The sequence below is a fragment of the Enterococcus olivae genome (genome assembly GCF_053760925.1).
The window spans coordinates 256,482-278,840 of the sequence record NZ_JBSMVT010000001.1; the positions used below are offsets into that span (position 1 = coordinate 256,482).

Sequence of the window (22,359 nt, forward strand, 5' to 3'; positions counted from 1 at the left end):
TTACTCTTTTTGTTGAAAATGCAACATTATACAAAGCAAGAGTATCATCAGATTTTAAAAAAGTAAAGATATATTTGTTGAAAACGCAACATTTTATTCATTCTAACTTTTGACTAACATCCGGAAAATTTGACCAAAAAAAGCCGTGTCCCCAGAACTGAGGTCACAGCTTTTTTATCAATCAATTAACTATTTAACGTCTTGGTTCATCTTCTTCAAAGTCCTTGCGGAAAAATCGGCGTTCTTCTTCAGGTTCAACATGCGTTTCTTCTTCATGGAATTTTGCACGGAGTTTCAAGACACGTGTCCCTTCCATCTCTTCAGAAATCAAGGTGATATTGTCCACGTCAAAAGACAATGTCTCATCCTCATCTGGAATCGTACCCAAAGCAGTGATGAAATAGCCTGCCATTGTATCGACATCTGACATGTGTAGATTGGTCTTGAAGAGCTCGTTGAAATCATCAATTAGCATCCGTCCTTGGATGATATATTCATTATCTGAGATTTTTTCATATAGCGATTCAATCTCATCTGATTCATCATCGATCTCACCCACGATCTCCTCGAGTAGATCTTCCAAAGTGACCAAACCAACGACACCACCATATTCATCCAGCAGGATCGCCATTTGATTTTGAGTTTTCTTTAATTCATACAGTAAGTCATCAATAAAGACCGTTTCAGGTACAAACAAAGGTTCCTGAATCAGCATCTGCAGATCCAATTGATCAAAGCCAACTGTATAAGCACTCTTTAACAAGGTTTTAGTATGAAGAATACCAATTACTTTATCTTTATCCTCATTGTAAACCGGTATGCGGGAAAAGTTTTCAGATAAAATCTTTTCCAAATTTTCTTTGACTTCGTCATGGATATCGACCATAAAGGCATCCGTACGAGGCACCATGACTTCTCTAGCCACCTTTGTGTCTAAAGAAAAGATTCCTTGTAGCATTTCCAGCTCATCATCTTCAAAAACACCTTCTGTCTCCATCATGTAACGCATTTCATCACGAGTCATCTTATTATCTTCATCATCAAAAGTCATCGGGGTAAGCCGTGACAAAAGATTGGTAGATGCCGACAACAGCCAAACAAAGGGTTTGGCAATGATTCCGACGTAACGAATCGTCCCAGAAGTAAACTGAGCCACTTCTTCTGATTTGTTTAAAGCAATTCGTTTAGGATACAGTTCTCCAAAAACGATTGAGACAAAGGTCAAGATAGCTAAGACGATAACATTTGCTAAGCTTCTCGCTGCTGCACCCCCACCTAAAAGTGGAGCTAGATAAGCAGACAAGCTATTGGCTAACGAAGCCCCTGACAAAATATTGACTAAGGTAATCCCTACTTGGATCGTCGATAAAAAATTTGTTGGGTTCTCTATGATTTTTAGTAGTTTTTGTGATTTTATATTTCCTTCTTCAGCTTTTTGTTCCACTCTGTTTTTATTGATTGAAACAAGCGACATCTCTGAGGCTGCCAAAAAAGCATTCACCAGAGTTAAAACGATTAACAGCAATAGTTGCGCTAATAGCGACTGACTCTCGGGGTCAGCATTCATAGTTGCATTCTCTCCTTAGTATGTTGATGGATTCAATTTTTTTGAAAAAAAAGCGTGGCTTACGCCACGATAAAATGGTATCACAAAGGTGTTTTCTTTGCAATAAAAAGTATTTCTATTGCTCAATCTTCCAAAATCTTTTTTTGCTTGTGTTTGATGCGATCCTCTCGAACGATTTCTATGACGAACCGCACCAAGATACGACAGATCGCATAAAAAGGCACGCCCAAGAAGATACCTAGTAAACCGGCAATATTGCCAGCAACCAGTAAAATAATAATGATCGTCAAAGGGTGGATAGCTAAACTTTTTCCAATAACATTCGGATAGATCACATTACCATCTACCTGTTGAACGACTAAAACAACGACACAACATAGCAAGGCCTTGAATGGATCATTAAAAACTGTTACAAACAAAGCTGGCATCAATCCAAGATAAGGACCTAGATAAGGGATCAGATTTGTCACACCAGCGATCATCCCAAATAAGAAGGCATAATCCACACCAATAACCAAATAACCTAAAAAAGTAAAGGTCGCCACAAAAATACATTCGATCGCCTGACCACTAATATATTTGGATAAGGTTTTATTCATTTGGTTCAGCAAATCTTTGACTTGGTCTCTGCGCTTTTCAGGAAGGACCTTTTCAATATTCGGAACGATCTTGTCCCCATCTTTTAGCATATAAAACAAAATGAATGGTACAGTAACGACCGTCATTGTTGCTGCAGCAATCGAACCTACGATCGAACCCAAGCTACTGGATAGTCCACTAAGAAAACGCTGTAAGATCGAACCATACGAAAGATTCATCTTTTCCAGTTGTTCCGTCACATTGACTTGTTCAAACAGATTATTAAAAAAATCGCTAGTTGATACTCGATCAAACCAGGCTTCCACTTCTGTCACAAATGCAGGGATGTTTTCTGCCAGTTGTGTCAATTGAAGAATCAAATTAGGTATGATACTGCTGACGATCAATACTAATGCAATGACCAATAGTAAAAAGACAGCCATAATAGCAAAAATACGTTTCATTTTTAATCTTTTGGTCATCAATTCTACAATCGGATTTAAAAGATAAAATAAAAAGCCAGCGATCAACACTGGAGCAAACAATGTTGTAAAAAATGTCGCGATCGGCTGGAACAGAAAACCGATCTTCGTTAAAACCAAAATCAATGTAGCAACAACCAAAAATTCTAATGACCAAAAGAACAATTTTGATTGTTTGACTCGTTCAAACATAGATTCTCCTCCTTTGTTAGCATTCATTATATGCTATTTAAAGAAAAAAATCCTCTTTCAAACTATTCAATATTTAAGAAAACCGCTATACTGTTAACGAGGTGATAAATGTTGTTTACAGCACATACAAAAGATACGATGAGTAACGTCTATTTAGATGCATTAAAAATCAGACAAACCGTTTTTGTCAAAGAACAGAAAGTTCCTGAGAATCTTGAAATCGATGAAAATGAAGCACGTACTATTCATTTTGTTTTGTACGAAGAGACCGATCAGCCGATGGCGACACTTCGCCTACTTCCAGTCAATAAGAAAAAAATAAAAGTTCAACGCATGGCTGTTCTAAAGGAATTTCGCCAGCAAGGTCTAGGAAGAGTCCTCATGGAAGCTGCTGAACAATTTGCGAAAGAGCAAGGATTTGAAACGCTAGTTCTTGGGGCTCAATTGACTGCATTGCCTTTTTACGAAAGTTTGAATTACCAAAAAGACGGTGACGAATTTTTAGATGCTGGGATGCCCCATATGAACATGTATAAACGAATCAACGAATAACTTTATTTTAAAACTATTTTACAGCTTGCAATTTGGAATAGCATTTGCTAGAATAACGGAAATTATCAATAAACGCATTTGAAAAAGAAAAGTAGTGTCTTTACGTGTTGCAGAGAGCCTGTGTTTGCTGAGAACAGGTACACAAGAAAACATGAAACAAATCTTTTTAGCTGCTGCATGGATCCTTTGGTTGATATGCAGACGTATGCCCCCGTTAAAGGGCTAGGTATTATATGATACCGAAAAGAAAAGTTGTACACTTTGACAAGGATGGTACCGCGGTTAATTATCGCTCCTAAGAATTTGATTCTTAGGGGCTTTTTTTATTTTAAAGGAGGAAAAATCATGGCTAAAAGAAATGAAAACAAGATTGCTGCCGTCTTACTGACGAGTGTGGGACTGGCTAACATCGGTGAATGGATCTATTTTATTGGATTGAATTTAATAATCTTGAACAATGGGGGAACTGCTTGGTCTGTGGGTCTGCTCTATATCATTCGTCCCGTGGCGGGTATCTTGACCAACATCGCCTTCAGCTCGTCTGTCGACCGTTTAGCAAAAAGAACATGGATGATGTTGCTCAGCATTCTGAGAGGACTTCTAGTCGGTTCTTTATTGTTCAATCAAGATCTGTGGTATATCTATCTCGTTGTTTTCTGTATTCAAATCTGCAGTTCGATCTATGAACCGCTAAGTCTAGGGTACACCGTTTTAGCAATTTCCAAAAACAAACTCAAACGATTCAATTCCTGGAACAGCTTGGTCAACTCTGGTGGTTTTTTGCTTGGTCCTGCCATTGCTGGCTTGCTTTTGACACAAGGACCCCCCCTCTTGACCTTCTTCGTCAATGCCCTTGTTTTATTTCTTTCGGCATTGCTTATTTTTACATTACCAGAATACAATTTGAAGAAAGCCCCTCGGCAATCTTCTTTTTTCAAGACCAATCAACAAGCTTTCACTTATTTAAAAAGCTATTATTTAAAAAATAGAAAAATCGTATTTTTTTATCTGCTGGTCTCCTCTTTGTCTTTATTTGCAGCAGGATTGGATTCTGTCGAAGCTGCTTTCTCAAAAAATGTTCTCGCGATGGATGATAGTCAATACGGGATGATGGTCAGTATTTCTGGAGTTGGCTTCCTGATAGGATCATTGATCAACAATCTATTCGTTGAACGCTTGAATATCCATCAACTGATCAGCTTTGGCAGTATCGTATATGTATTGGGCTATTTGACACTTAGTACGTCGTTTCATTTGATTCCTGCTGCGATCGGCTTTTTCACGATATCTTTTGCTTTGGCCTTTATTCAAACTGGTTTTCGTACGTTTATCCAATGGGTCTTCCCAACAGAAAAGGTTGGACAGCTGACGACTGCCTTCAACAGTTTGAATGCACTCATTGAGATGAGCATCGTTGCTACAGTCAGCGGGCTGGCAAGTATCTTTAATATTCGACTCGTTTTGATTTCGACAGAACTATTGATGATCGTGATCGTTTTTCTGATCATCTTTTATTCTAAGAAACTGCAGGTGGCAAAAATCTAAGTGCATACAAAAAGAGCAGCACATCTTATCTAACGGATGTGCTGCTCCTTAAACGTTCAATAATCGATTTTTTCACCTAACAAGGATTTTCTACTATTTACGCATAGCTACAAGATGCTGGATCACTCTACCTTTCTCCGATTATCTCGGTGACTGGAGATCTTGATCCAATGATCTGGTGGTTTCTTGACTATTCCAATACTCATCAAAATCTTAGTAATTTTCCTTTTGTACAAGTTACTTCGGTTTACGTTTTCCATAACTGTCACATCCTTTGAATTAACTAAGAATATTTTCTGAAAAGAACCCTCTGCTCTTTTCACTTATACTATACTATGGAATCATACTAAAAGACAATCAAAGATAATTTTTTTTGAAAATGCGAAACTAAATACTTCTAGATTCTGTTTATTTTTCAACGATTCAGAGGACATTTACTTGGAACAGAAATAAAAAGTGAAAACCTATACAAAACTCAAATACCATATGGTTCTCTTGAATAATCACTCGAGTCTGCTATAATAATAACAGATTTTACACGGAGAGTTGGCAGAGTGGTAATGCACTGGACTCGAAATCCAGCGAGCCGCATTAAGTGGTGCACGGGTTCAAATCCCGTACTCTCCTTACAAAATAGCTATGTCCTTGAGTAGGTAGCTATAGCTCACAATTTAAAACAAGCTCATTTTGGTATCAGTATGTGCTAAAAGGAGCTTGTTTTTTTAGTTTTTTCATAGAAGTGAAGCAAATCTATAGGAATATCATCTAGACTTGATTTACCTAGATTGCTATACTTTTTGTAACACGTTGTTCTTTTTGTATAGAACATTCATTTTATCAATAAAAAGTAAGTTGATACATTAGATTAAAAGAATAATTCTAGCAACGAACAGCTTTGATTTATAAATATTAAAACAGGAGTGATGAAATGAAAAAAATGTTGGGAATCATATTATTAATCAGTGGAATCTTCACGCTTGGTTCATGCGGTACTTCAAACACTAGCGAATCAACAGGTCCTACTTACGCAGACGGGGAATTTTTAGAAGCTTTTTCTACGGGGCTTGAAAATCGATGGGAGTTTATCGACTCTAATGTAGAGCTGGGAGAAAAAGAAAGTTTAACAGAAGCAATAACTATCGAAAAAAATATACTAGAGGATTTTAAAAATCGACAATTTGAAGATTCTAAGCTCCAAGAGAAAGCGATTTCTTATATTAATCAATTGAACGAAGGTTTGGATCTGTTGGATACTTTTGGTGCCGACTCCTTCTATGAAAATTGGGATTCTTATTACGCAAAACGTACACAAACTATCTTAGATTTCACTGAAAACTATGATCTGTCATTTTCTGAAAAACATGCCTCTACCATCGCCGAAATGAGAGCTCATGGAAAAGAAGTGCAGCAAGTCGCAGATAACAAAGAAGCATTAGAAGCTCTATTTCAAAATGTAGTCTTTGAGTATGAGCCAACAGAATACGATGATGATTATAAAAACTATGTGGCTATTGTAGAAAATAATGCCGGATTTGACATTAGTACTTTCGATGCAACTATAAATATTATTGATTCAGATGAAGTTGTTGTTGATAATCAATATATTTTTGCTGACAACTGGAAAAATAGCCAAAAATTCAGATTCGAATTCATGACAGACAAGGAAGTTGCTAAGCAAGAAATCAAAATCAATTATTTTGAAATCAGTCAGTAAAAAGAGGCTTTTAAAGGAAGGTAATCATGGATATTTTATTTGTGCTATTATTTTTAGTAAGTATTGGCGGAATTGGTTATGGCTCGGTCCGATCGATCGCAAACAAGATGAGTAAAAAGAATCACAGGAAAGGTGATAATAAGCGAATCATTCTTTCCTCTGCCGCAGCTCTAATCGTCTCTTTTGTTGGCATTGGGATAACCGCTCCCCCATCTGAACAAGATATCAAGACAGAAGCTATAGAAATAGCTGCCGAATCTACCACTGATACAAGTGAGCAGGCAGAAGTCGCTAGAAGAAAAGCAGAGGAAGCTAGAGCAAAAGAAGAACAGGAAATTGCTCTTGCAGAGCAGGAAAAAAATACTCAAGAATTAAATGAACTACGTTTAGAGCTTTCTAAGCTTGAATATGAAGAAACTCAAACAATTGAAATAAACGATAATTCCCCTCATTTCTCCTCTTTAGACTTATCCTTGGATAATGGTAGCTGGGAAAAATATGGCGACTTAGATACACTAAATAGAGCAACATCAGCAGAAGCCATACTTAATCAAGATTTAATGCCAACCGAAAAGCGTGGCAATATTTCAAATGTCGAACCAACAGGTTGGGATAATAAAAAAATCGGTAATGGATATCTTTATAATCGATCTCATCTAATTGGATTTGCACTTTCTGGCGAGAACGATAACTGGAAGAATCTGATAACCGGAACAACCCAATTAAACAATCCAGAAATGCTTCGACATGAAATGGATGTTAAATATTATCTAGAACAAAGCGAAGACAATTACGTTCGTTACTCAGTGACACCTATTTTTAGAGAGGATGAACTTTTGGCACGCGGTGTCCATTTGATGGCACAGTCAATCAATGATGATGAAATCAGCTTTAATGTCTATATTTTTAATGTACAAAATGGGGCTAACTTGAACTACTCAGATGGCTCTAGCGAAACAGATGAAGAAATTGCTGCTGCTAAGAAAGCTGAAGAAGATAGAAAAGCTGCTGAAAAAGCAGAATATGAAAGAATTGAAGCCGAAAAGGTGGAACAAGAGCGTATAGCAGCCGAAAAAGCTGAACAACAACGCATTGCTGAAGAAGAAGCTGCTCAAGAACAACAAGCAAACCAGCATCAAGAAACTCAATACGTCGATGCAAATGGACAAGGAACGATCAAGGGTTCTAATAGTGGGATTTATCATGTTCCTGGCAGTACTTATTACAGTCGAACAACAAATGTGGCTCAATGGTTTAAAACAGTTAGTGAAGCAGAAAATGCTGGATATCGAGCACCTAAGCGATGACTATACTTTAAGGCAAAGATCTATTCAATGTTTTGATCATATTTATCAAGTAGAATACAAAAAGAGTTGAAAGCTTCAATTTAGAAGCTTTCAACTCTTTTTTCAATATTACTTTTGCGACAATTGCTTGTAGCGGTTATACCATATATCGACATAACCCTCAGAGAATGGTCCTTTTCCATTATTGATCCAGTCAACTAAAATTTTGACATTTTCCTTTAGGATAAAATCAATATCTTGTGGATAGTGCATGATTTTACTGTGTAACTCGTACTCATCAACATCCAACAGACGTTTTTCACCATCCGGAAATACTTTGATATCCAAGTCATAATCAATATATTTCAGTGCTTCTTCATCCATTAAAAATGGTGAAGCCAGGTTACAATAATAGGAAACCCCCTTTTCTCGAATCATTGCTATTACATTGAACCAGTATTTTTTATGAAAATACACAATAGCTGGTTCCCGGGTTACCCAGCGTCTCCCATCTGATTCTGTGACCAATGTATGATCATTGACACCAATCATGGAGTGTTCGCTAGTTTTCAATACCATAGTATCTCGCCACGTACGATGCAAATTGCCGTCATGTTTGTAGCTTTGAATGCTGACAAACTCGCCTTCTTTTGGAACTCGCATAGCAACCCTTCCCTCAGCGAACCTTTTCGCATTTGTTTGGGTGTTCATTACACCGACATCGTAAACATTATAGCAATAAAACACGCCCTTGCCTAGAAATGTTTATCAACTTTCTGATTTTTATTGAACTGTTCCACTAATTTTTGCTGCGGTTTAGGAAAAACAAAATGCTCAAACTGCTCTTGAGTTGCCCAACGACTGTTTTCCACCGTAAAATTTTTAGTCGCTCTGCCATAAAAAAGCAGTACATGCCATCTTAAATGACTGAACACATGGCGAATCTCACCAAAATGTCTTTTCTGCCAAACAACTGGCCACTCATCAAAAATTCGTGGTGACAAATCTTCTGCAACCAGATCGAGTGTCAGCTGATCATTGTCTTCTTTTTGCCATGTTTTTTGAAACTCTTCGTATTCTTCTTTAGAGATTTCTTGTAAAGGAAACTGCCACATTTTAGCCAGTAATCCCGTTTCAGGACGTTGCATCAGTAAAAATTCTTCTTTTGAATTTTCAATCGCCCCAGCGAGATAGTAAACATCTTTCGGTTTGATTTTCTTCGATTTCACGGGAAACTCTGTTTGTCGATCATTTTTGTAAGCCAGACAAAAATTCTGGATCGGGCACAGCTCACATTTTGGAGAAGTCGGTGTACAGATACTGGAGCCCAGATCCATAAAGGCTTGATTCATTTCTCCTGGCTGTTCAGGGGAAAGAATCGTCCGTGTGGCTGCATCGAAAATCTTCCGACTACTTGCTTTGGTAATATCGGCATCGATCTCAAACAAACGACTGACCACTCGCTGAATATTGCCATCGATCGCTGGTTCTGGTAAGCCAAACGAAATACTGCTGATTGCTCCTGTCGTATACGGACCAATCCCTTTTAATGTACTAATTTCATCTGGTGTTTCTGGGAACTCCCCATCAAAATCCTCCATGATCTGCTGGGCAGCAACTTTTAAATTTCGAGCACGGGAATAGTAACCCAGTCCTTCCCAGACTTTTAAAAGTTTTTGTTCATCGGCCTCTGCCAAGTCTTTGATCGTTGGAAATTCTTCCATAAAACGATAAAAATACGCAATGACCGTATCGACTCTCGTTTGCTGCAGCATAATCTCCGAGATCCAAATATTATATGGATTTGTATTTGCCCGCCAAGGGAGATTCCGTTTTTCCTGATGGTACCAATTTAAAAATATCCCCTGAAAAGAAGCAATTTCTGCTTCAGTCCAGCCTTGCCAAGTTTCATTCTTCATTCATTACTTCCTCATCAATAAATCGTTGGATCAAATCAAGATCGAAGCCTTTTTGATACAACTTTTGTTTTAATTTATAGTGGTCCTTACGATGTTTTCTTGCTAGCTTGGTGCCTTCTTTTACTAAAGCTTCCCATTCAAGCTCTTCGTTCTTCTCTTGAGGTAGCTCATTCATTGCCAATGAGATGATGTCGCTGGAAAAACCTTTTTGCATGAGTTTCAGACGCAGTTTTTGCAGCGTTTCCTTATGGCTTTTTCCGCGAATCGTTTTTAAGCTTTTTTTGGCTGTCCTTGTCGCAATCTCCAACTGATCTTCAGGCGTATACAACTGGATCACTTCTTGGATCACCGGATCTTTCAAGCCTTTTTTACGCAGTTGTTGCATCAATGTCTGCGGACCTTTATCGCTCAAACGTAGCTGTGTTCGAATATAACTTCTACCATAGTTCAGATCATCCACCAATTGCAGTTCTTTCAATCGCTGAATGATTCGGCGTGCATCCTCTATTGAAATTTCTTTATCCTTTAAATAGCGATACATTTCTTGTTCTGTGCGTAGTTGGTAACTGATATAATTCATCGCCAACTGTAAACCAATATCGTAGCCAGCACTTTTTTTAATTTCCACCAAAGTCTCTGGATCTAGTTCAGAGTCTTTTAAAAGACGAAAACGAACCAGTAAATCTTCTGAGACGCGCACTGTCTCCCTATTATCAAAACTTACCTGATAAAAATTGCCTTTATTTTTTACCACTTTGGTCACTTTTATCATCTTCTCACCTCACGAACGTACATTCTATTTTAACATACTTTTCACGCAAGTTGGTTGAAGTTGTGTTAAAATAGAAAAGATTAAGCAAGCAAAGGAGTACTTATGTCAACCACACGAGTAAACACTGGACAAACATTAAATTTAAAAATCAAACGGTTGGGTATCAATGGCGAAGGAATCGGTTATTATCGACGGTTGATCGTCTTTGTTCCCAGAGCCCTGCCTGGAGAAGATGTTCAAGTAAAAGTGACCAAGGCGACCCCAACTTTCGCTGAAGCTGCTTTGATAAAGATCAATAAAAAAAGCAAACATCGGATTCAACCCCCTTGTAAATTTTACGATCGTTGCGGAGGATGCCAGCTACAGCATCTCACTTATGAAAAGCAACTGGATTTTAAAAAGGATTTATTGTCTCAAGCATTAACCAAATTCAAGCCAAAAAATTATCAGGATTATGAGTTGCGTGATACGATCGGAATGGACGATCCTTGGCATTATCGCAACAAAGCCCAGTTTCAACTGCGCTATAATGCCAAACAAAAACGAGCTGAAGCTGGGCTTTACGAACCCGATTCTCATCGCTTAGTGGCAATCGACGACTGTTTGGTCCAAGAAGAAACGACACAAAAAGTGATCAATACGGTCATGCAACTAGTCAATAAATATCAGATTCCTATTTATGATGAACGTAAAAATTCCGGTATTCTTCGCACATTGATGGTTCGTGTCGGTATCGAGACAGGTGAAGTCCAGTTGGTTTTTATCACGAATTCACCAAAGCTACCGCAAAAAAATGCCCTGCTCCGTGAAATCAATCAGCGCTTACCGCAAGTCGTATCGATCATGCAAAACGTGCAAAGTAAAAAAACATCGCTGATTATGGGCGATGATACCCTACATCTATGGGGTAAAGAAGCCATCGAGGAACATCTGAACGGCTTGATCTTTGATCTGTCAGCTAGAGCCTTTTTCCAATTGAATCCCAAGCAAACCAGCATTTTGTATCAAGAAGCTGTCAAAGCAATGGATATTACAGAAAACGAGACCGTCGTAGATGCTTATTGTGGTGTAGGAACAATTGGTTTGAGTGTGGCTGACAAAGCCAAAGAAGTTCGCGGAATAGATATTATTCCACAAGCAATCGATGATGCCAAACGCAATGCCGAACGGATGGGTTATAGCAATACCCACTACGAAACTGGGACTGCTGAGGAGCTCCTACCTAAATGGCTGAATCAAGGTTTTGCACCTGACAGTATCGTTGTGGATCCTCCAAGAACTGGTTTGGATGATAAACTGTTGCAGGCTTTATTAAAGCATACACCAAAAAAACTGGTTTACGTTTCCTGTAATGTCTCTACACTAGCAAAGGATTTAAAAAAATTGACCAATGTTTTTCATGTTGAATACCTTCAGTCAGTGGATATGTTTCCTCAAACAGCCCGCTGTGAAGTTGTTGCCAAATTGACTAGGATTGGGTAATAAAAAGTAGGAGACTCATTGTGAGACTCCTACTTTTTTATCATCATTTGAGCATATTCCCGCAGATTGGCTTCGACAAATGGTGCATCCAGAATTTCTAAAACAGAGAGGACTTCCTGAATTTTCATCTCCCCCTCCGCATTTCCTCTCATGACTTCAAACAAACCTTGAAGATAAAGAAAATATAACTTTTCAAATAAAAACGTGTCATCTAATTGACAGCTTTCGAAAAAGGTCAACATTTTTTCTACCTGATCAAACGCTCTTTTTTCTAATAGAAAAAATGCGGCATTCTGCAGGATATTTAAAAAGGTTTCAAAATAAGTACGTTCCTGTTGAAAGTAGACTGTTCTTTTGATCAGCTCTTCTGAAAAAAGTAGCACTGTTTTCGTTTCGTACAAAGCAATCGTATTCCCAAAAAGAACCAATTCAAAGTAAGCCCAATTTTCGCAAGCAAACAAGTAATCGGTCAGTAGTGATACTTGCACTATGTCTAACGGAAATTTATCTGTCTGTGACAATTCATTGTACTGATGCTTTAACATGATCAACACAAGTTGTCGCTGCTTGTTGCTAGAATGCTGCTGCACTTCCACTCGTTTCTGTATCTCTTCTTCCAATCCAGCCAAGTTCTTCTCAACCATCATACGCGCAATTCGACCTTGATCATTCGATGGGCCTATCTCTAATGACAGATTGAACTCGACTAGTGAGACACCGATTTGTTCTAATATATGCAAGACCTTCGAGAAGGACAACTCTGCTTCATCTCTTTCAAAGCGTGAGATCGCTGTCCTTGAAACATAGTCGTCCGCAACTTCCTGAATCGTAAATCCCTTATCCTTTCGGAACTTTTTAAAAACTTTACCGTACATAAATTCTTCCTCCAAGTTCCCGATATCGAGATATTTATAATTTCATCCTATCCTATGCCATACTTGGAATCAAGGAGGAATTTTCATGAAAAACTATTTACAAAAAAATTTACGCCAAGTATCTTTTAACAGTCTTTGGATCATAGTAACCGTTCTGTTGCATGTCTCCACAGCAATTTTACTCACTTTTTCTACGAATGCAATCATTGCAAAAGACTTACAAACATTTTTAGGATTTCTTGTATTAGAGGTCTGTTTATGGATAGCGATGATCCTATCCAACAATTATCAGCAGATTTATCAGGAAAAATTGATTCAAAAAATAAGCAATCAAATGCGTGATGATTTCATCAATCAACTGACATTGCTCGATTATCAGCATTTTCATGCTAAAAGTACCGGACATTATCTCTCTAAGCTAAATAATGATATTCAGACAATCGAAAAATTAGGCTTTGCCAATTTGTTTAGTATTCTAAGCAATGGGGCAAACATCTTTTTTTCAGCGATTGCCTTGGCTATCTATGATTTCTCTTTGGTTCTACTTGTTGGAGTGCTACTGATCGTTCTTTCTCAAGTTCCCAAACTATTTCGACAAAAAATGCAAGTTGCAACCAATCTTCTATCTGAAGAAAATGCACGCTACACCGAACAAACCAAAGATTATTTAGAAGGCTACAATGTTTTCTATTATTTGAATCAATCAAAAAAATTGAAAGAATTACTCAAAAATACACAAAAAGATTTAGCAGCGAGGAAAATCCACTTTGCTAAAACAACAGCAAAAACAACTAGCTTGATTACACTTGTCAATATTTTCGGTCAGCTACTTGTTAATGCACTGACGAGTATTTTAGCGATTTTTGCTGTCGTAGAATTTGGAGCTATTGCTTCTACTGGAAACTTGGCAGGTGCAATCTTTAACGGTTTCTCACAAATCAGTACACAGTCTCTCCAACTACAATCTACCAAAGATCTGTTTGCTGCATTTTATCCATCGAATGATGAAACTACTCCCTTACCTTCACTCGAATTCAATAATTCAATTCGTTTTGAAGATGTTTCTTACCAAGTCAATGGAAAGAAAATTTTCAATCATTTGTCATTGGTGATCAAAAAAGATAACAAATATGCTTTGACAGGTAAAAGCGGCTCAGGCAAGAGTACACTGTTAAAAATTTTGAATGGACAAATCACTGATTATACAGGAAATATCTATATTGACGATCAAGAGCTTCGTCAGTTTTCAAAAGAGCAATTAACGGAAAGAATCCAATATGTTGACCAGACTGTCCATCTATTCAATACTACGGTCAAAAACAATTTAACCCTTTGGAACTGCTACTCTTATACCGAGTCTCTTCTACAGGACTTTCAACTAGATTTTATTCAAAACATTGATGAAACCATTCAAGAAAATGGCAAGAATTTGTCGGGTGGCCAACGACAACGTCTAGCGCTTGCACGAACTCTTCTCTCTCAAAAAGAAATGCTATGTATCGATGAAGGGACTTCGAGTTTGGACCAAGAGATGGCTCAAGAGATTGAAAGAAACTTATTGGATCTGCCCAATACGACGATCCTCATGACCACCCATCATCTGTCTGAAAAACTACGATCTAAATTTGACGGAATCATTGATATTACTGAAATCCAATCAATCTAATCCTGAAAAAAATACGACAAGCTGCCCAAAAAACAGCCTGTCGCATTTTTTAATTGATTACAACATATCAAACAAGGACAACTGATTCTCGTCCGGTAAATCTTTTAATACACCATTATCGGTCATATACTCGATCAGTGTTTTAGAGACTTTCCCACGATTCGCCAAGTCCTCTTTTGATAAGAAAGGACCATCCTTACGGGCCTCAACGATTTGCTTCGCCACGTTCAAACCTAAACTTGGAACGGCTCGGAATGGGGCAATCAGCTTATTGCCATCAATCACGAAGTTTTCTGCATCCGATTTATACAAATCGATCATGCCGAATTCAAAGCCTCGCTCAATCATCTCATTGCAAAGCTCCAAAACCGTCAGCAGATTTTTCTCTTTGGTCGAAGCATCCATTCCCTTGTCTGTGATTTCTTTCATACGTTCTTTGACAGCTTCTTTTCCTTTAGCCATCGCAACTAAATCAAAATCATCGGCACGAACAGAGAAATAGGCACAGTAATACAGAATTGGGAAATAAACTTTGAAATAGGCAACACGTAAGGCCATTAGCACGTAGGCCGCAGCATGGGCTTTCGGGAACATGTATTTGATCTTCAAGCAAGAATCGATATACCAGTTAGGAACATCTTGTTTTTTCATTTCTTCCTGCCAATCATCAGGAATCCCCTTCCCTTTACGAACACTTTCCATGATCTTAAAGGCTAAGCCATCGTCCAGTCCAGCATGCATCAGGTACACCATGATATCATCACGACAACCAATTACATGAGCCAAATCGGCAGTGCCTTGTCGAATCAGTTCTTCCGCATTCCCTAACCAAACGTCTGTCCCATGTGACAAACCAGAGATCTGTAGCAGTTCCGCAAAGGTTGATGGATGAGTCTGATCCAGCATTCCTCGAACAAAACGAGTCCCAAATTCCGGGATACCCAACGTTCCGGTTTTAGAATAAATCTGTTCCGGTGTAACTTCGAGCACATCGGTTCCTTCAAAAATCCTCATCACTTCTGGATCATCTGTCGGAATCGTTTTAGGATCGATCCCCGAAAGATCCTGCAGCATCCGAATCACTGTCGGATCATCATGTCCCAGAATATCTAGTTTTAAGATATTGTCATGGATCGAATGGAAATCAAAGTGGGTCGTCCGCCATTCCGCATCCAAATCATCGGCGGGAAATTGGATTGGCGTGAAATCATAGACATCCATATAATCAGGAATAACAATGATCCCCCCCGGATGCTGACCAGTCGTTCGTTTGACTCCAGTTGCTCCTTTCGCCAAACGATCGATCTCAGCGCTGCGGAAATGTAAATTGTTATCACGCTCATAGCCTTTTACAAAACCAAAAGCAGTTTTGTCGGCTACGGTACCGATCGTCCCTGCACGGAAAACATAATCCTCCCCGAACAGAACTTTCGTATAATTATGGGCTTCCGGCTGATATTCTCCGGAGAAGTTCAAATCAATATCGGGTACCTTGTCTCCATGGAAACCTAGGAAGGTCTCAAAGGGAATATCATGGCCATCTTTTTTCAGGCGGGTGCCACATTTCGGACAAGCTTTCTCAGGCATATCAAAGCCTGAACCATAGGAACCATCTTCATAAAACTCGGAATATTTACATTCAGGGCAATGATAATGCGGAGCCAATGGATTGACTTCCGTGATCCCTGTCATCGTAGCAACAAAACTTGAGCCGACTGATCCCCGAGAACCTACTAGATAACCGTCCTCGTTACTTTTGTGAACCAGTTTTTGAGAAATTAGATAGATCACTGAAAAACCATTTCCGATGATCGAATTCAATTCTTTTTTCAATCGTTTTTCAACGATATCCGGCAATGGATCGCCATAAAGTTCTTTGGCCCGATCGTAACTTAAATCCGTGATCTCTTGTTCCGATCCAGGAATTTTAGGTGTGTACAAATCATCTTTGACGGGAATAACCGTCTCACAAGACTCTGCAAGCTCGTTAGGATTAGTAACAACAATTTGTTTTGCTTCGTCACTACCTAAAAATTGGAACTCTGTCAACATTTCATCGGTCGTTCTAAAGTGAACCTTCGGCAAGGTGTGACGGTTCAACGGATTGGCTCCCCCCATTGAATTGACTAAGATTTTCCGATAGATCGCGTCTTCTTCATTCAGATAATGGACATTTCCGGTGGCTACAACTGGTTTGCCGAGCTCTTCGCCCATTTGGACTAGCTTTCGAATGATCTCTTCTAGATCCCGCTCGCTTTTCACTAGCTCTTGTTCTAGTAATGGCGCATAAACCGGTTTAGGCATGACTTCGATGTAGTCATAAAATTCAGCTCGCTCTTTGGCCGCTTCGTACCCTTTTTGCATCATGGCTACAAAAACTTCCCCTTTGTCACAAGCCGTTCCAACCAGTAACCCCTCACGTAATTTTGCTAATTCTGAACGGGGAATCCGTGGTGCCTTGTCATGAAAATAGGTGATATTGGACATTGAGATCAGTTTGAAGAGATTCTTCAAACCTGTCTGGGTCTTTACGAGAATCGTTGCATGAAACGGTCGTGCGGCTTTGATCGAATTCGCTCCACCTACATGTCGGTTCAAGTCTTCGTGCAGATACATTTCATGTTTTTCGATTGCTTCTTTGACAAATATCCAAGCCAAGTGACCGGTTGCCTCCGCATCAAAGATCGCCCGGTGATGTTGTTCCAAAGAAACACCGAATTTTTTAGAAAGAACCCCTAAACCAAATCGTTTATACTGCGGATATAGATATCGCGCCAATTCCAAAGTATCAATTACAGGATTGTCAGCTTCTGGAATCCCGTATTTTTTGTAACTCATATTTAAGAAGCCCATATCAAAGGAAGCATTGTGGGCTACTAAGATCGCACCTTCTGAAAATTCACGGAACAAACGTAGCACTTCTTCTTCTGATTTGGATCCACGAACCATCTCGTCTGTGATCCCTGTTAAATTGACGGTTGTGCTAGATAATGGATGGCCCGGATCGATGAACTCATCAAATGATGCTTCGACATTTCCCTTGTGCATCTTTACTGCTGCCAATTCAATGATCGTATCATAAACAGCCGACAATCCTGTAGTCTCCACGTCAAAAACGACATAAGTCGCATCAGTCAACGGAACGGGTTGTGCATTATAAGCCACCTCTACTCCGTCATCAACAACATTGGCTTCCACACCGTAAATAATTTTGACACCCGCTTTTTGTCCGGCCTGATGGGCATCAGGGAAAGCTTGCGCTCCGCCATGATCGGTGATTGCGATGGCTTTATGTCCCCATTTTCCGGCTTGAGCCACCAAATCAGCCACATTATTGGTGGCATCCATCGTGCTCATATTCGAGTGTAAATGTAGCTCAACTCGCTTCTCATTCTCCGCAGCATAATCTTTTCGAGAATCATGCTTCACTTCGATCAAATCCTGAGCATTCATCACTAAATCACGCATGAAGGTATCTTCTTGAATACTTCCGCGAGCTTTCATCCAACTGCCTTTAGAGATTGCATCGAAAATCTGCTCGTCTTTTTCGTTGGATGAAAATTTCTTGACAATAAAAGAAGAGGTATAATCAGTAATCTTTAAAATCAGTAGCTTACGTTTCGAACGCAACTCTCTAACTTCTTTATCAAAAATATATCCCTGAACAGTGACTCTGCGTTCTTCTTCTAGAATATTCCCCATCGGTGTGATCAGCTCATCTGACGGAATGTTTCGTCCCAGCATGATCGGACCATCCAACGCAGGCGCTGCTTGTTTCTTCTCTTTTCTACGTTGTCCATTGGAAGCGATACTTTCAGCAGCTTGCTGCATGAAGGCTTCCTGTTGTTCCTGTTGATGCTGTGCCAGGCTCTTCAAATCTTCTTCCGCTCGCTGTTTGTCTAGCATTGGTTGGATACGGATACGAGAAAAACCAAAGGCCTGATAATTTTTCTCAATCAAAGGTAAGTACTGCTGTTGTAGAATCGAAACAACTGCCTCATTGGTAACTGGCAAGATGTATTTTTTTTCCTGTAGTTTCGGAAATTGCTCCTTCAACACTTGCTTTACCAAAGGTGTATCACAGTTCTGATTGCCAATTGCTAACATCCAGTATTCCTGAAGCATTTTTTCATCAAATGAAGTATCTTCTGCAACGATCTTGAGTTGGACCTCAGCAATATCTTTGAAAGCTAGTACCAAATGTTGATAAAAGGCTTGATAAAGCATTACGGGTAGGATTTTTTCAAAGCCTAAAGTAAATGTCCAACATTTTGACTGTCTATGGACGACGACTTCAGTCATTTTTCCAGTTTGAATCAGTGGATGTTTTTGAAGCTCTGCATCTAAATTCATCTGATCCAGCAAAATTTCAAACTTTTCTCTTTCTTGTGACAAGTCTGCCCCTCCCTTTTATTTCGTATCTTCTAGTATACTCTTTTTTTCTTGGGTTTTCATTAAAGAAGTCCAGGACACTCAATATTTTTGACTGCCCCAGACCTCGATTTATTCTTCGTGTAACAGGATGTGTAGTGTTGATACAAGTTCTTCTTTACGAACTTCCAGCATCGCATCCGTTTTCTTGATTTTTATTTCAACAATTCCCTCAACTGCTTTTTTTCCAACGGTGATCCGAATAGGACAGCCGATCAGATCCGCTTCTACAAATTTTATTCCAGCACGTTCCTTTCGATCATCCACTAGAACTTCGTAACCAGATTTAGTCATCGTCTGTCGAATTTCTTCCGTCAATTGGCTTTGATACTCATCTTGCATATCCATCTGTAGTAAATGCAGATCAAAGGGTGCAATCTCCTTCGGCCAAGAAATTCCAGAATCGTCACTGTGCTGTTCTACGATTGCTGCCAATAGTCGGCTAATACTGATTTCATAGCTTCCCATCAAAACAGGGAATTGTTGGTCGTTCTCATCGGAAACTGTTGCTCCCAGTTTTTCACTGTAATAACTGCCCAGCTTTAAGATATGGCCAATCTCGATTCCTTTTTTAAAGACTATCTCTCCTTTTCCATCAGGAGATAGATCTCCTTCTTGAACCAAGCGAAAATCAGCATACAATTCGGGCTTGAAATCACGATTCGGATTGACATTGATCCAATGAAAATCTGTCTCGTTCGCTCCGCTGACAACATTGACTAGATCCTGAACATAGAGATCCGCATATACTTTGATCTTATCACTAATTCCGACTGGACCAATCGAACCAAATGATGCACCAAAAAAGATTTGCGCTTCCTCTTCTGTTCCTTCACGCAGTACCACGGTCTGCAAGAGGCTTCGTACTTTGACTAAATTGACTTCATGATCCCCTCTTAGCAATACTAAAATTGGTTGTTCATCCGCCATATAAAAAAGTGACTTGATGATTCTCTGAGGAAGAACATCTAGAAAATGAGCAACCTCTTGGATTGTCCGCTGATTGGGTGTCGCCACTTTTTCCAATTCTAAATAACTAGCATGTGATTTTTTTGAAGTATACAAACTTGTAGCCATGTCTCGGTTTGCAGCATAATCACTTTCATTCGACACACAGATTGTATGCTCACCAATTTCAGACATCGCAATAAATTCTTTGGAGTCTGTGCTTCCGATGGCTCTACTGCTACCTAGAACACTTTTGCAGTCTAGTTCACAGCGTTTAAAAATCTCTCGATATGTTTGTTCATACTGACGGTACTGCAGATCCAAACTTTCCTCTGTTGCATGAAAAGAATAGCTGTCACAACTGATCGATTCCCGACTACGAAGCAAACCGAAACGTGCTTTCTTCTCATCTTGATACTTTCTTTGAATTTGATAAAGATTCAAAGGTAACCGCTTATAAGAGGATATCTCACTACGAATCAGTTCTGTAAACAGCTCCTCGTGAGACGAGCTCAATAAATATTCTTTTTGATTGCGGTCCTGCAGTCGATAGAGAGAGTCCCCACATCGCTCATATCGTCCTGATGCTTCTAGCAATTCTTTTGGTATTAATGTCGGCATACTTAATTCGGCCGCATTGATTTTTTTAAATTCTTCCCGAATAATTCCCTTCATTTTTTCAATCACTCGATGAGCCAAAGGCAAATAGATATAGATTCCATTGGCAGCTTGGCGAATAAATCCGGCACGTATCAAAAGCTGATGACTGATCGCTTCTGCTTCGGCTGGTATTTCACGTAATGTAGGAATCAGCAGTTTCGACTGTTTCATTTTTTTCTCCTTTACTCTACCCTCTTCAACAGCTTTTTCTTATTTAAAAGAAAAATCGTTGAATATCGTTCCAAGTAACAAGTATCATCAACAACATCAACAAACCAAACCCCACCAATGTGATGATTCCTTCTTTTTCCTGACTTAGAGGCTTTCCCCGAATACCTTCAACAATATTCAAAAGCAACTTACCCCCATCCAGTCCTGGAATTGGTATTAAGTTAAAAATCCCGATACTCATTGAAATCATTGCTGTCAGTAATAAGACGGTCATTGGTCCTTGTCTCGCAGCCTCTGATGACATTTGGAAAATAGCTACTGGACCACCCAGCTGATTAAGACTAAAATCTGTCACAAGAGAACGCAACGCATTGAGCGTTCCCATCAATAAGTTGATACTTTCAGTGAAACCACCCTTGATGACATCAAAAAAACCATTCTTCATCGGTGGCATGATTCCGAGCTGTCCTACTTCTTCTCCTTCAATTTCCACGACACTAGGTGTGACTGCGATCGTCTGCTGTTGATCGTCACGACTGATCTCAACCTGTAGCTCTGTGTCAGGGTTCTCCTGGATAGTCTGTCTGATTTCGGGCCAGTTGTCTACCTCTACTTGATTGATCGTCAGGATCTTATCTCCTGTTTCTAATCCGGCTGAGACAGCAACACCATCCTCCATCACTTCGCCGATGACCGTTGAATTGTTATCAACGACACCACCTCGTAAAAAGACAATGACCATAAACAAAAGAATCGTCAAAATAAAATTATTCATCGGTCCTGCAAAGTTGGTCAACATCCTTTGCCATAGTTTAGCTGACTGAAACTGAACATCTCTTGGAGCAATCCGGACTTCTGTACCATCTTCTTCAATGATAAACGCATCATGATCAACCGGATAGGTGACGACTTCACTTTCATCTCCATTGATAAAACCACTGATTGTCAGCTCATCTACTAGATCATACTTGGAGACTTCCAATGGGATAGCGTTGGCTAGCTGAACTTTTTTACTTGTATTGATTTTAACGACTTTCCCTGATTCATCTACCAACAAGCCAATCTGCATTCCTGCCTGGATCTCGTCTTCTTCTTCATAACCAGCCATCCGTACATAACCGCCCATCGGCAGCGCACGAATTGTGTAGGTCGTTCCATCTTTTCCTTGATGATTGTATATTTTGGGACCCATTCCAATTGCAAATTCTCGGACTAGGATGCCGGCACGCTTGGCAAAATAAAAATGTCCAAACTCATGAATAACGACAACCACCGAGAAGACAATCAAAAATACTAAAACAGTCTGCATCTGTTGATTCCTCTCTTTCCTAATTCCTTGCTCTAAAGCAAGACAAATACTCCATTATTTTATCATATCTGGAAGGATTCACAATTAATCCCCCACTTTGTAACAAGAACTTAACTTAAAGTACGTCTATCCACACCACTTCTTGCTACTTTTTCTGTTATTTTTATTTAAAAAATCAACAAATCAGATTCACGAAAAAAAGTTATTTC

General features: G+C 39.2%; 15 protein-coding genes, 1 tRNA gene and 1 other annotated feature. Of the genes, 7 read left to right on the plus strand and 9 right to left on the minus strand.

All coding sequences use genetic code 11. From position 1 onward, the window contains the following. Positions 1-193 precede the first annotated feature (193 nt). Positions 194-1,567, minus strand: a complete 1,374-nt coding sequence (locus tag ACWODM_RS01450; protein WP_455319578.1) for a hemolysin family protein — start codon at positions 1,565-1,567, stop codon at positions 194-196. Between the two features lie 122 nt (positions 1,568-1,689). Then, positions 1,690-2,820 (minus strand): AI-2E family transporter, encoded by a 1,131-nt coding sequence (locus ACWODM_RS01455; protein WP_455319579.1) that lies wholly within the window; start codon positions 2,818-2,820, stop codon positions 1,690-1,692. A 111-nt stretch (positions 2,821-2,931) separates the two neighbouring features. On the opposite strand from ACWODM_RS01455, the gene ACWODM_RS01460 reads away from it, so the two are divergent. From ACWODM_RS01460 to ACWODM_RS01480, 5 genes are all read left to right on the plus strand, one after another. Continuing rightward, on the plus strand, positions 2,932-3,372 hold the full coding sequence (locus ACWODM_RS01460; protein ID WP_455319710.1) for a GNAT family N-acetyltransferase: 441 nt from the start codon (positions 2,932-2,934) through the stop codon (positions 3,370-3,372). Between the two features lie 68 nt (positions 3,373-3,440). Beyond that, positions 3,441-3,672, plus strand: a binding site (T-box leader). A 45-nt stretch (positions 3,673-3,717) separates the two neighbouring features. Then, entirely contained in the window at positions 3,718-4,917 is a 1,200-nt protein-coding gene (locus ACWODM_RS01465; protein ID WP_455319580.1) for an MFS transporter, read from the plus strand. Between the two features lie 540 nt (positions 4,918-5,457). Then, a tRNA-Ser gene (locus ACWODM_RS01470) sits at positions 5,458-5,544 on the plus strand. 301 nt (positions 5,545-5,845) lie between these two features. Beyond that, positions 5,846-6,631, plus strand: coding sequence for a hypothetical protein (locus ACWODM_RS01475; protein WP_455319581.1), 786 nt, complete (start codon positions 5,846-5,848; stop codon positions 6,629-6,631). A gap of 26 nt (positions 6,632-6,657) precedes the next feature. Continuing rightward, positions 6,658-7,938 (plus strand): DNA/RNA non-specific endonuclease, encoded by a 1,281-nt coding sequence (locus ACWODM_RS01480; RefSeq protein WP_455319582.1) that lies wholly within the window; start codon positions 6,658-6,660, stop codon positions 7,936-7,938. 108 nt (positions 7,939-8,046) lie between these two features. Here ACWODM_RS01480 and ntdP read toward each other — a convergent pair whose 3' ends face one another. From ntdP to recX, 3 genes are all read right to left on the minus strand, one after another. Continuing rightward, positions 8,047-8,580 carry a nucleoside tri-diphosphate phosphatase gene (ntdP, locus tag ACWODM_RS01485; protein ID WP_455319583.1) on the minus strand — a complete coding sequence of 178 codons (534 nt, stop codon included), beginning with the start codon at positions 8,578-8,580 and terminating at the stop codon, positions 8,047-8,049. A gap of 92 nt (positions 8,581-8,672) precedes the next feature. Then, on the minus strand, positions 8,673-9,836 hold the full coding sequence (mutY, locus tag ACWODM_RS01490) for an A/G-specific adenine glycosylase (protein ID WP_455319584.1): 1,164 nt from the start codon (positions 9,834-9,836) through the stop codon (positions 8,673-8,675). Further along, a complete protein-coding gene (recX, locus tag ACWODM_RS01495; protein WP_455319585.1) occupies positions 9,826-10,608 on the minus strand; it encodes a recombination regulator RecX in 783 nt (260 codons plus the stop codon). Before recX ends, mutY begins: the two co-directional genes overlap by 11 nt. Before the next feature lie 102 nt (positions 10,609-10,710). Here recX and rlmD point away from each other — a divergent pair, with 102 nt between their 5' ends. Further along, positions 10,711-12,090 carry a 23S rRNA (uracil(1939)-C(5))-methyltransferase RlmD gene (rlmD, locus tag ACWODM_RS01500; RefSeq protein WP_455319586.1) on the plus strand — a complete coding sequence of 460 codons (1,380 nt, stop codon included), beginning with the start codon at positions 10,711-10,713 and terminating at the stop codon, positions 12,088-12,090. A gap of 29 nt (positions 12,091-12,119) precedes the next feature. Here rlmD and ACWODM_RS01505 read toward each other — a convergent pair whose 3' ends face one another. Then, the gene (locus ACWODM_RS01505) at positions 12,120-12,965 is read right to left on the minus strand and encodes an Rgg family transcriptional regulator (protein ID WP_455319587.1); all 846 of its coding nucleotides are present in this window, start codon (positions 12,963-12,965) and stop codon (positions 12,120-12,122) included. Positions 12,966-13,050: 85 nt separating this feature from the next. Here ACWODM_RS01505 and ACWODM_RS01510 point away from each other — a divergent pair, with 85 nt between their 5' ends. Further along, positions 13,051-14,631 (plus strand): ATP-binding cassette domain-containing protein, encoded by a 1,581-nt coding sequence (locus ACWODM_RS01510; RefSeq protein WP_455319588.1) that lies wholly within the window; start codon positions 13,051-13,053, stop codon positions 14,629-14,631. 57 nt (positions 14,632-14,688) lie between these two features. On the opposite strand, the gene ACWODM_RS01515 is transcribed toward ACWODM_RS01510, so the two are convergent. The 3 genes from ACWODM_RS01515 to rseP all read right to left on the minus strand — a co-directional run bounded on the left by ACWODM_RS01515 (position 14,689) and on the right by rseP (position 22,150). Further along, entirely contained in the window at positions 14,689-19,026 is a 4,338-nt protein-coding gene (locus ACWODM_RS01515) for a PolC-type DNA polymerase III (protein ID WP_455319589.1), read from the minus strand. A gap of 108 nt (positions 19,027-19,134) precedes the next feature. Continuing rightward, positions 19,135-20,841: a proline--tRNA ligase gene (locus tag ACWODM_RS01520; protein WP_455319590.1), complete on the minus strand. Its 1,707-nt coding sequence runs from the start codon at positions 20,839-20,841 to the stop codon at positions 19,135-19,137. 43 nt (positions 20,842-20,884) lie between these two features. Next, entirely contained in the window at positions 20,885-22,150 is a 1,266-nt protein-coding gene (gene rseP / locus ACWODM_RS01525; protein WP_455319591.1) for an RIP metalloprotease RseP, read from the minus strand. Positions 22,151-22,359 lie beyond the last annotated feature (209 nt).

Coding starts and splice junctions, on each gene's coding strand:
- rseP (WP_455319591.1), bottom strand. CDS start 22,150: ATGCAGACTGTTTTAGTATTTTTGATTGTCTTCTCGGTGGTTGTCGTT.
- ACWODM_RS01510 (WP_455319588.1), top strand. CDS start 13,051: ATGAAAAACTATTTACAAAAAAATTTACGCCAAGTATCTTTTAACAGT.
- ACWODM_RS01505 (WP_455319587.1), bottom strand. CDS start 12,965: ATGTACGGTAAAGTTTTTAAAAAGTTCCGAAAGGATAAGGGATTTACG.
- ntdP (WP_455319583.1), bottom strand. CDS start 8,580: ATGCGAGTTCCAAAAGAAGGCGAGTTTGTCAGCATTCAAAGCTACAAA.
- rlmD (WP_455319586.1), top strand. CDS start 10,711: ATGTCAACCACACGAGTAAACACTGGACAAACATTAAATTTAAAAATC.
- ACWODM_RS01455 (WP_455319579.1), bottom strand. CDS start 2,820: ATGTTTGAACGAGTCAAACAATCAAAATTGTTCTTTTGGTCATTAGAA.
- ACWODM_RS01450 (WP_455319578.1), bottom strand. CDS start 1,567: ATGAATGCTGACCCCGAGAGTCAGTCGCTATTAGCGCAACTATTGCTG.
- recX (WP_455319585.1), bottom strand. CDS start 10,608: ATGATAAAAGTGACCAAAGTGGTAAAAAATAAAGGCAATTTTTATCAG.
- ACWODM_RS01520 (WP_455319590.1), bottom strand. CDS start 20,841: ATGAAACAGTCGAAACTGCTGATTCCTACATTACGTGAAATACCAGCC.
- ACWODM_RS01480 (WP_455319582.1), top strand. CDS start 6,658: ATGGATATTTTATTTGTGCTATTATTTTTAGTAAGTATTGGCGGAATT.
- mutY (WP_455319584.1), bottom strand. CDS start 9,836: ATGAAGAATGAAACTTGGCAAGGCTGGACTGAAGCAGAAATTGCTTCT.
- ACWODM_RS01475 (WP_455319581.1), top strand. CDS start 5,846: ATGAAAAAAATGTTGGGAATCATATTATTAATCAGTGGAATCTTCACG.
- ACWODM_RS01465 (WP_455319580.1), top strand. CDS start 3,718: ATGGCTAAAAGAAATGAAAACAAGATTGCTGCCGTCTTACTGACGAGT.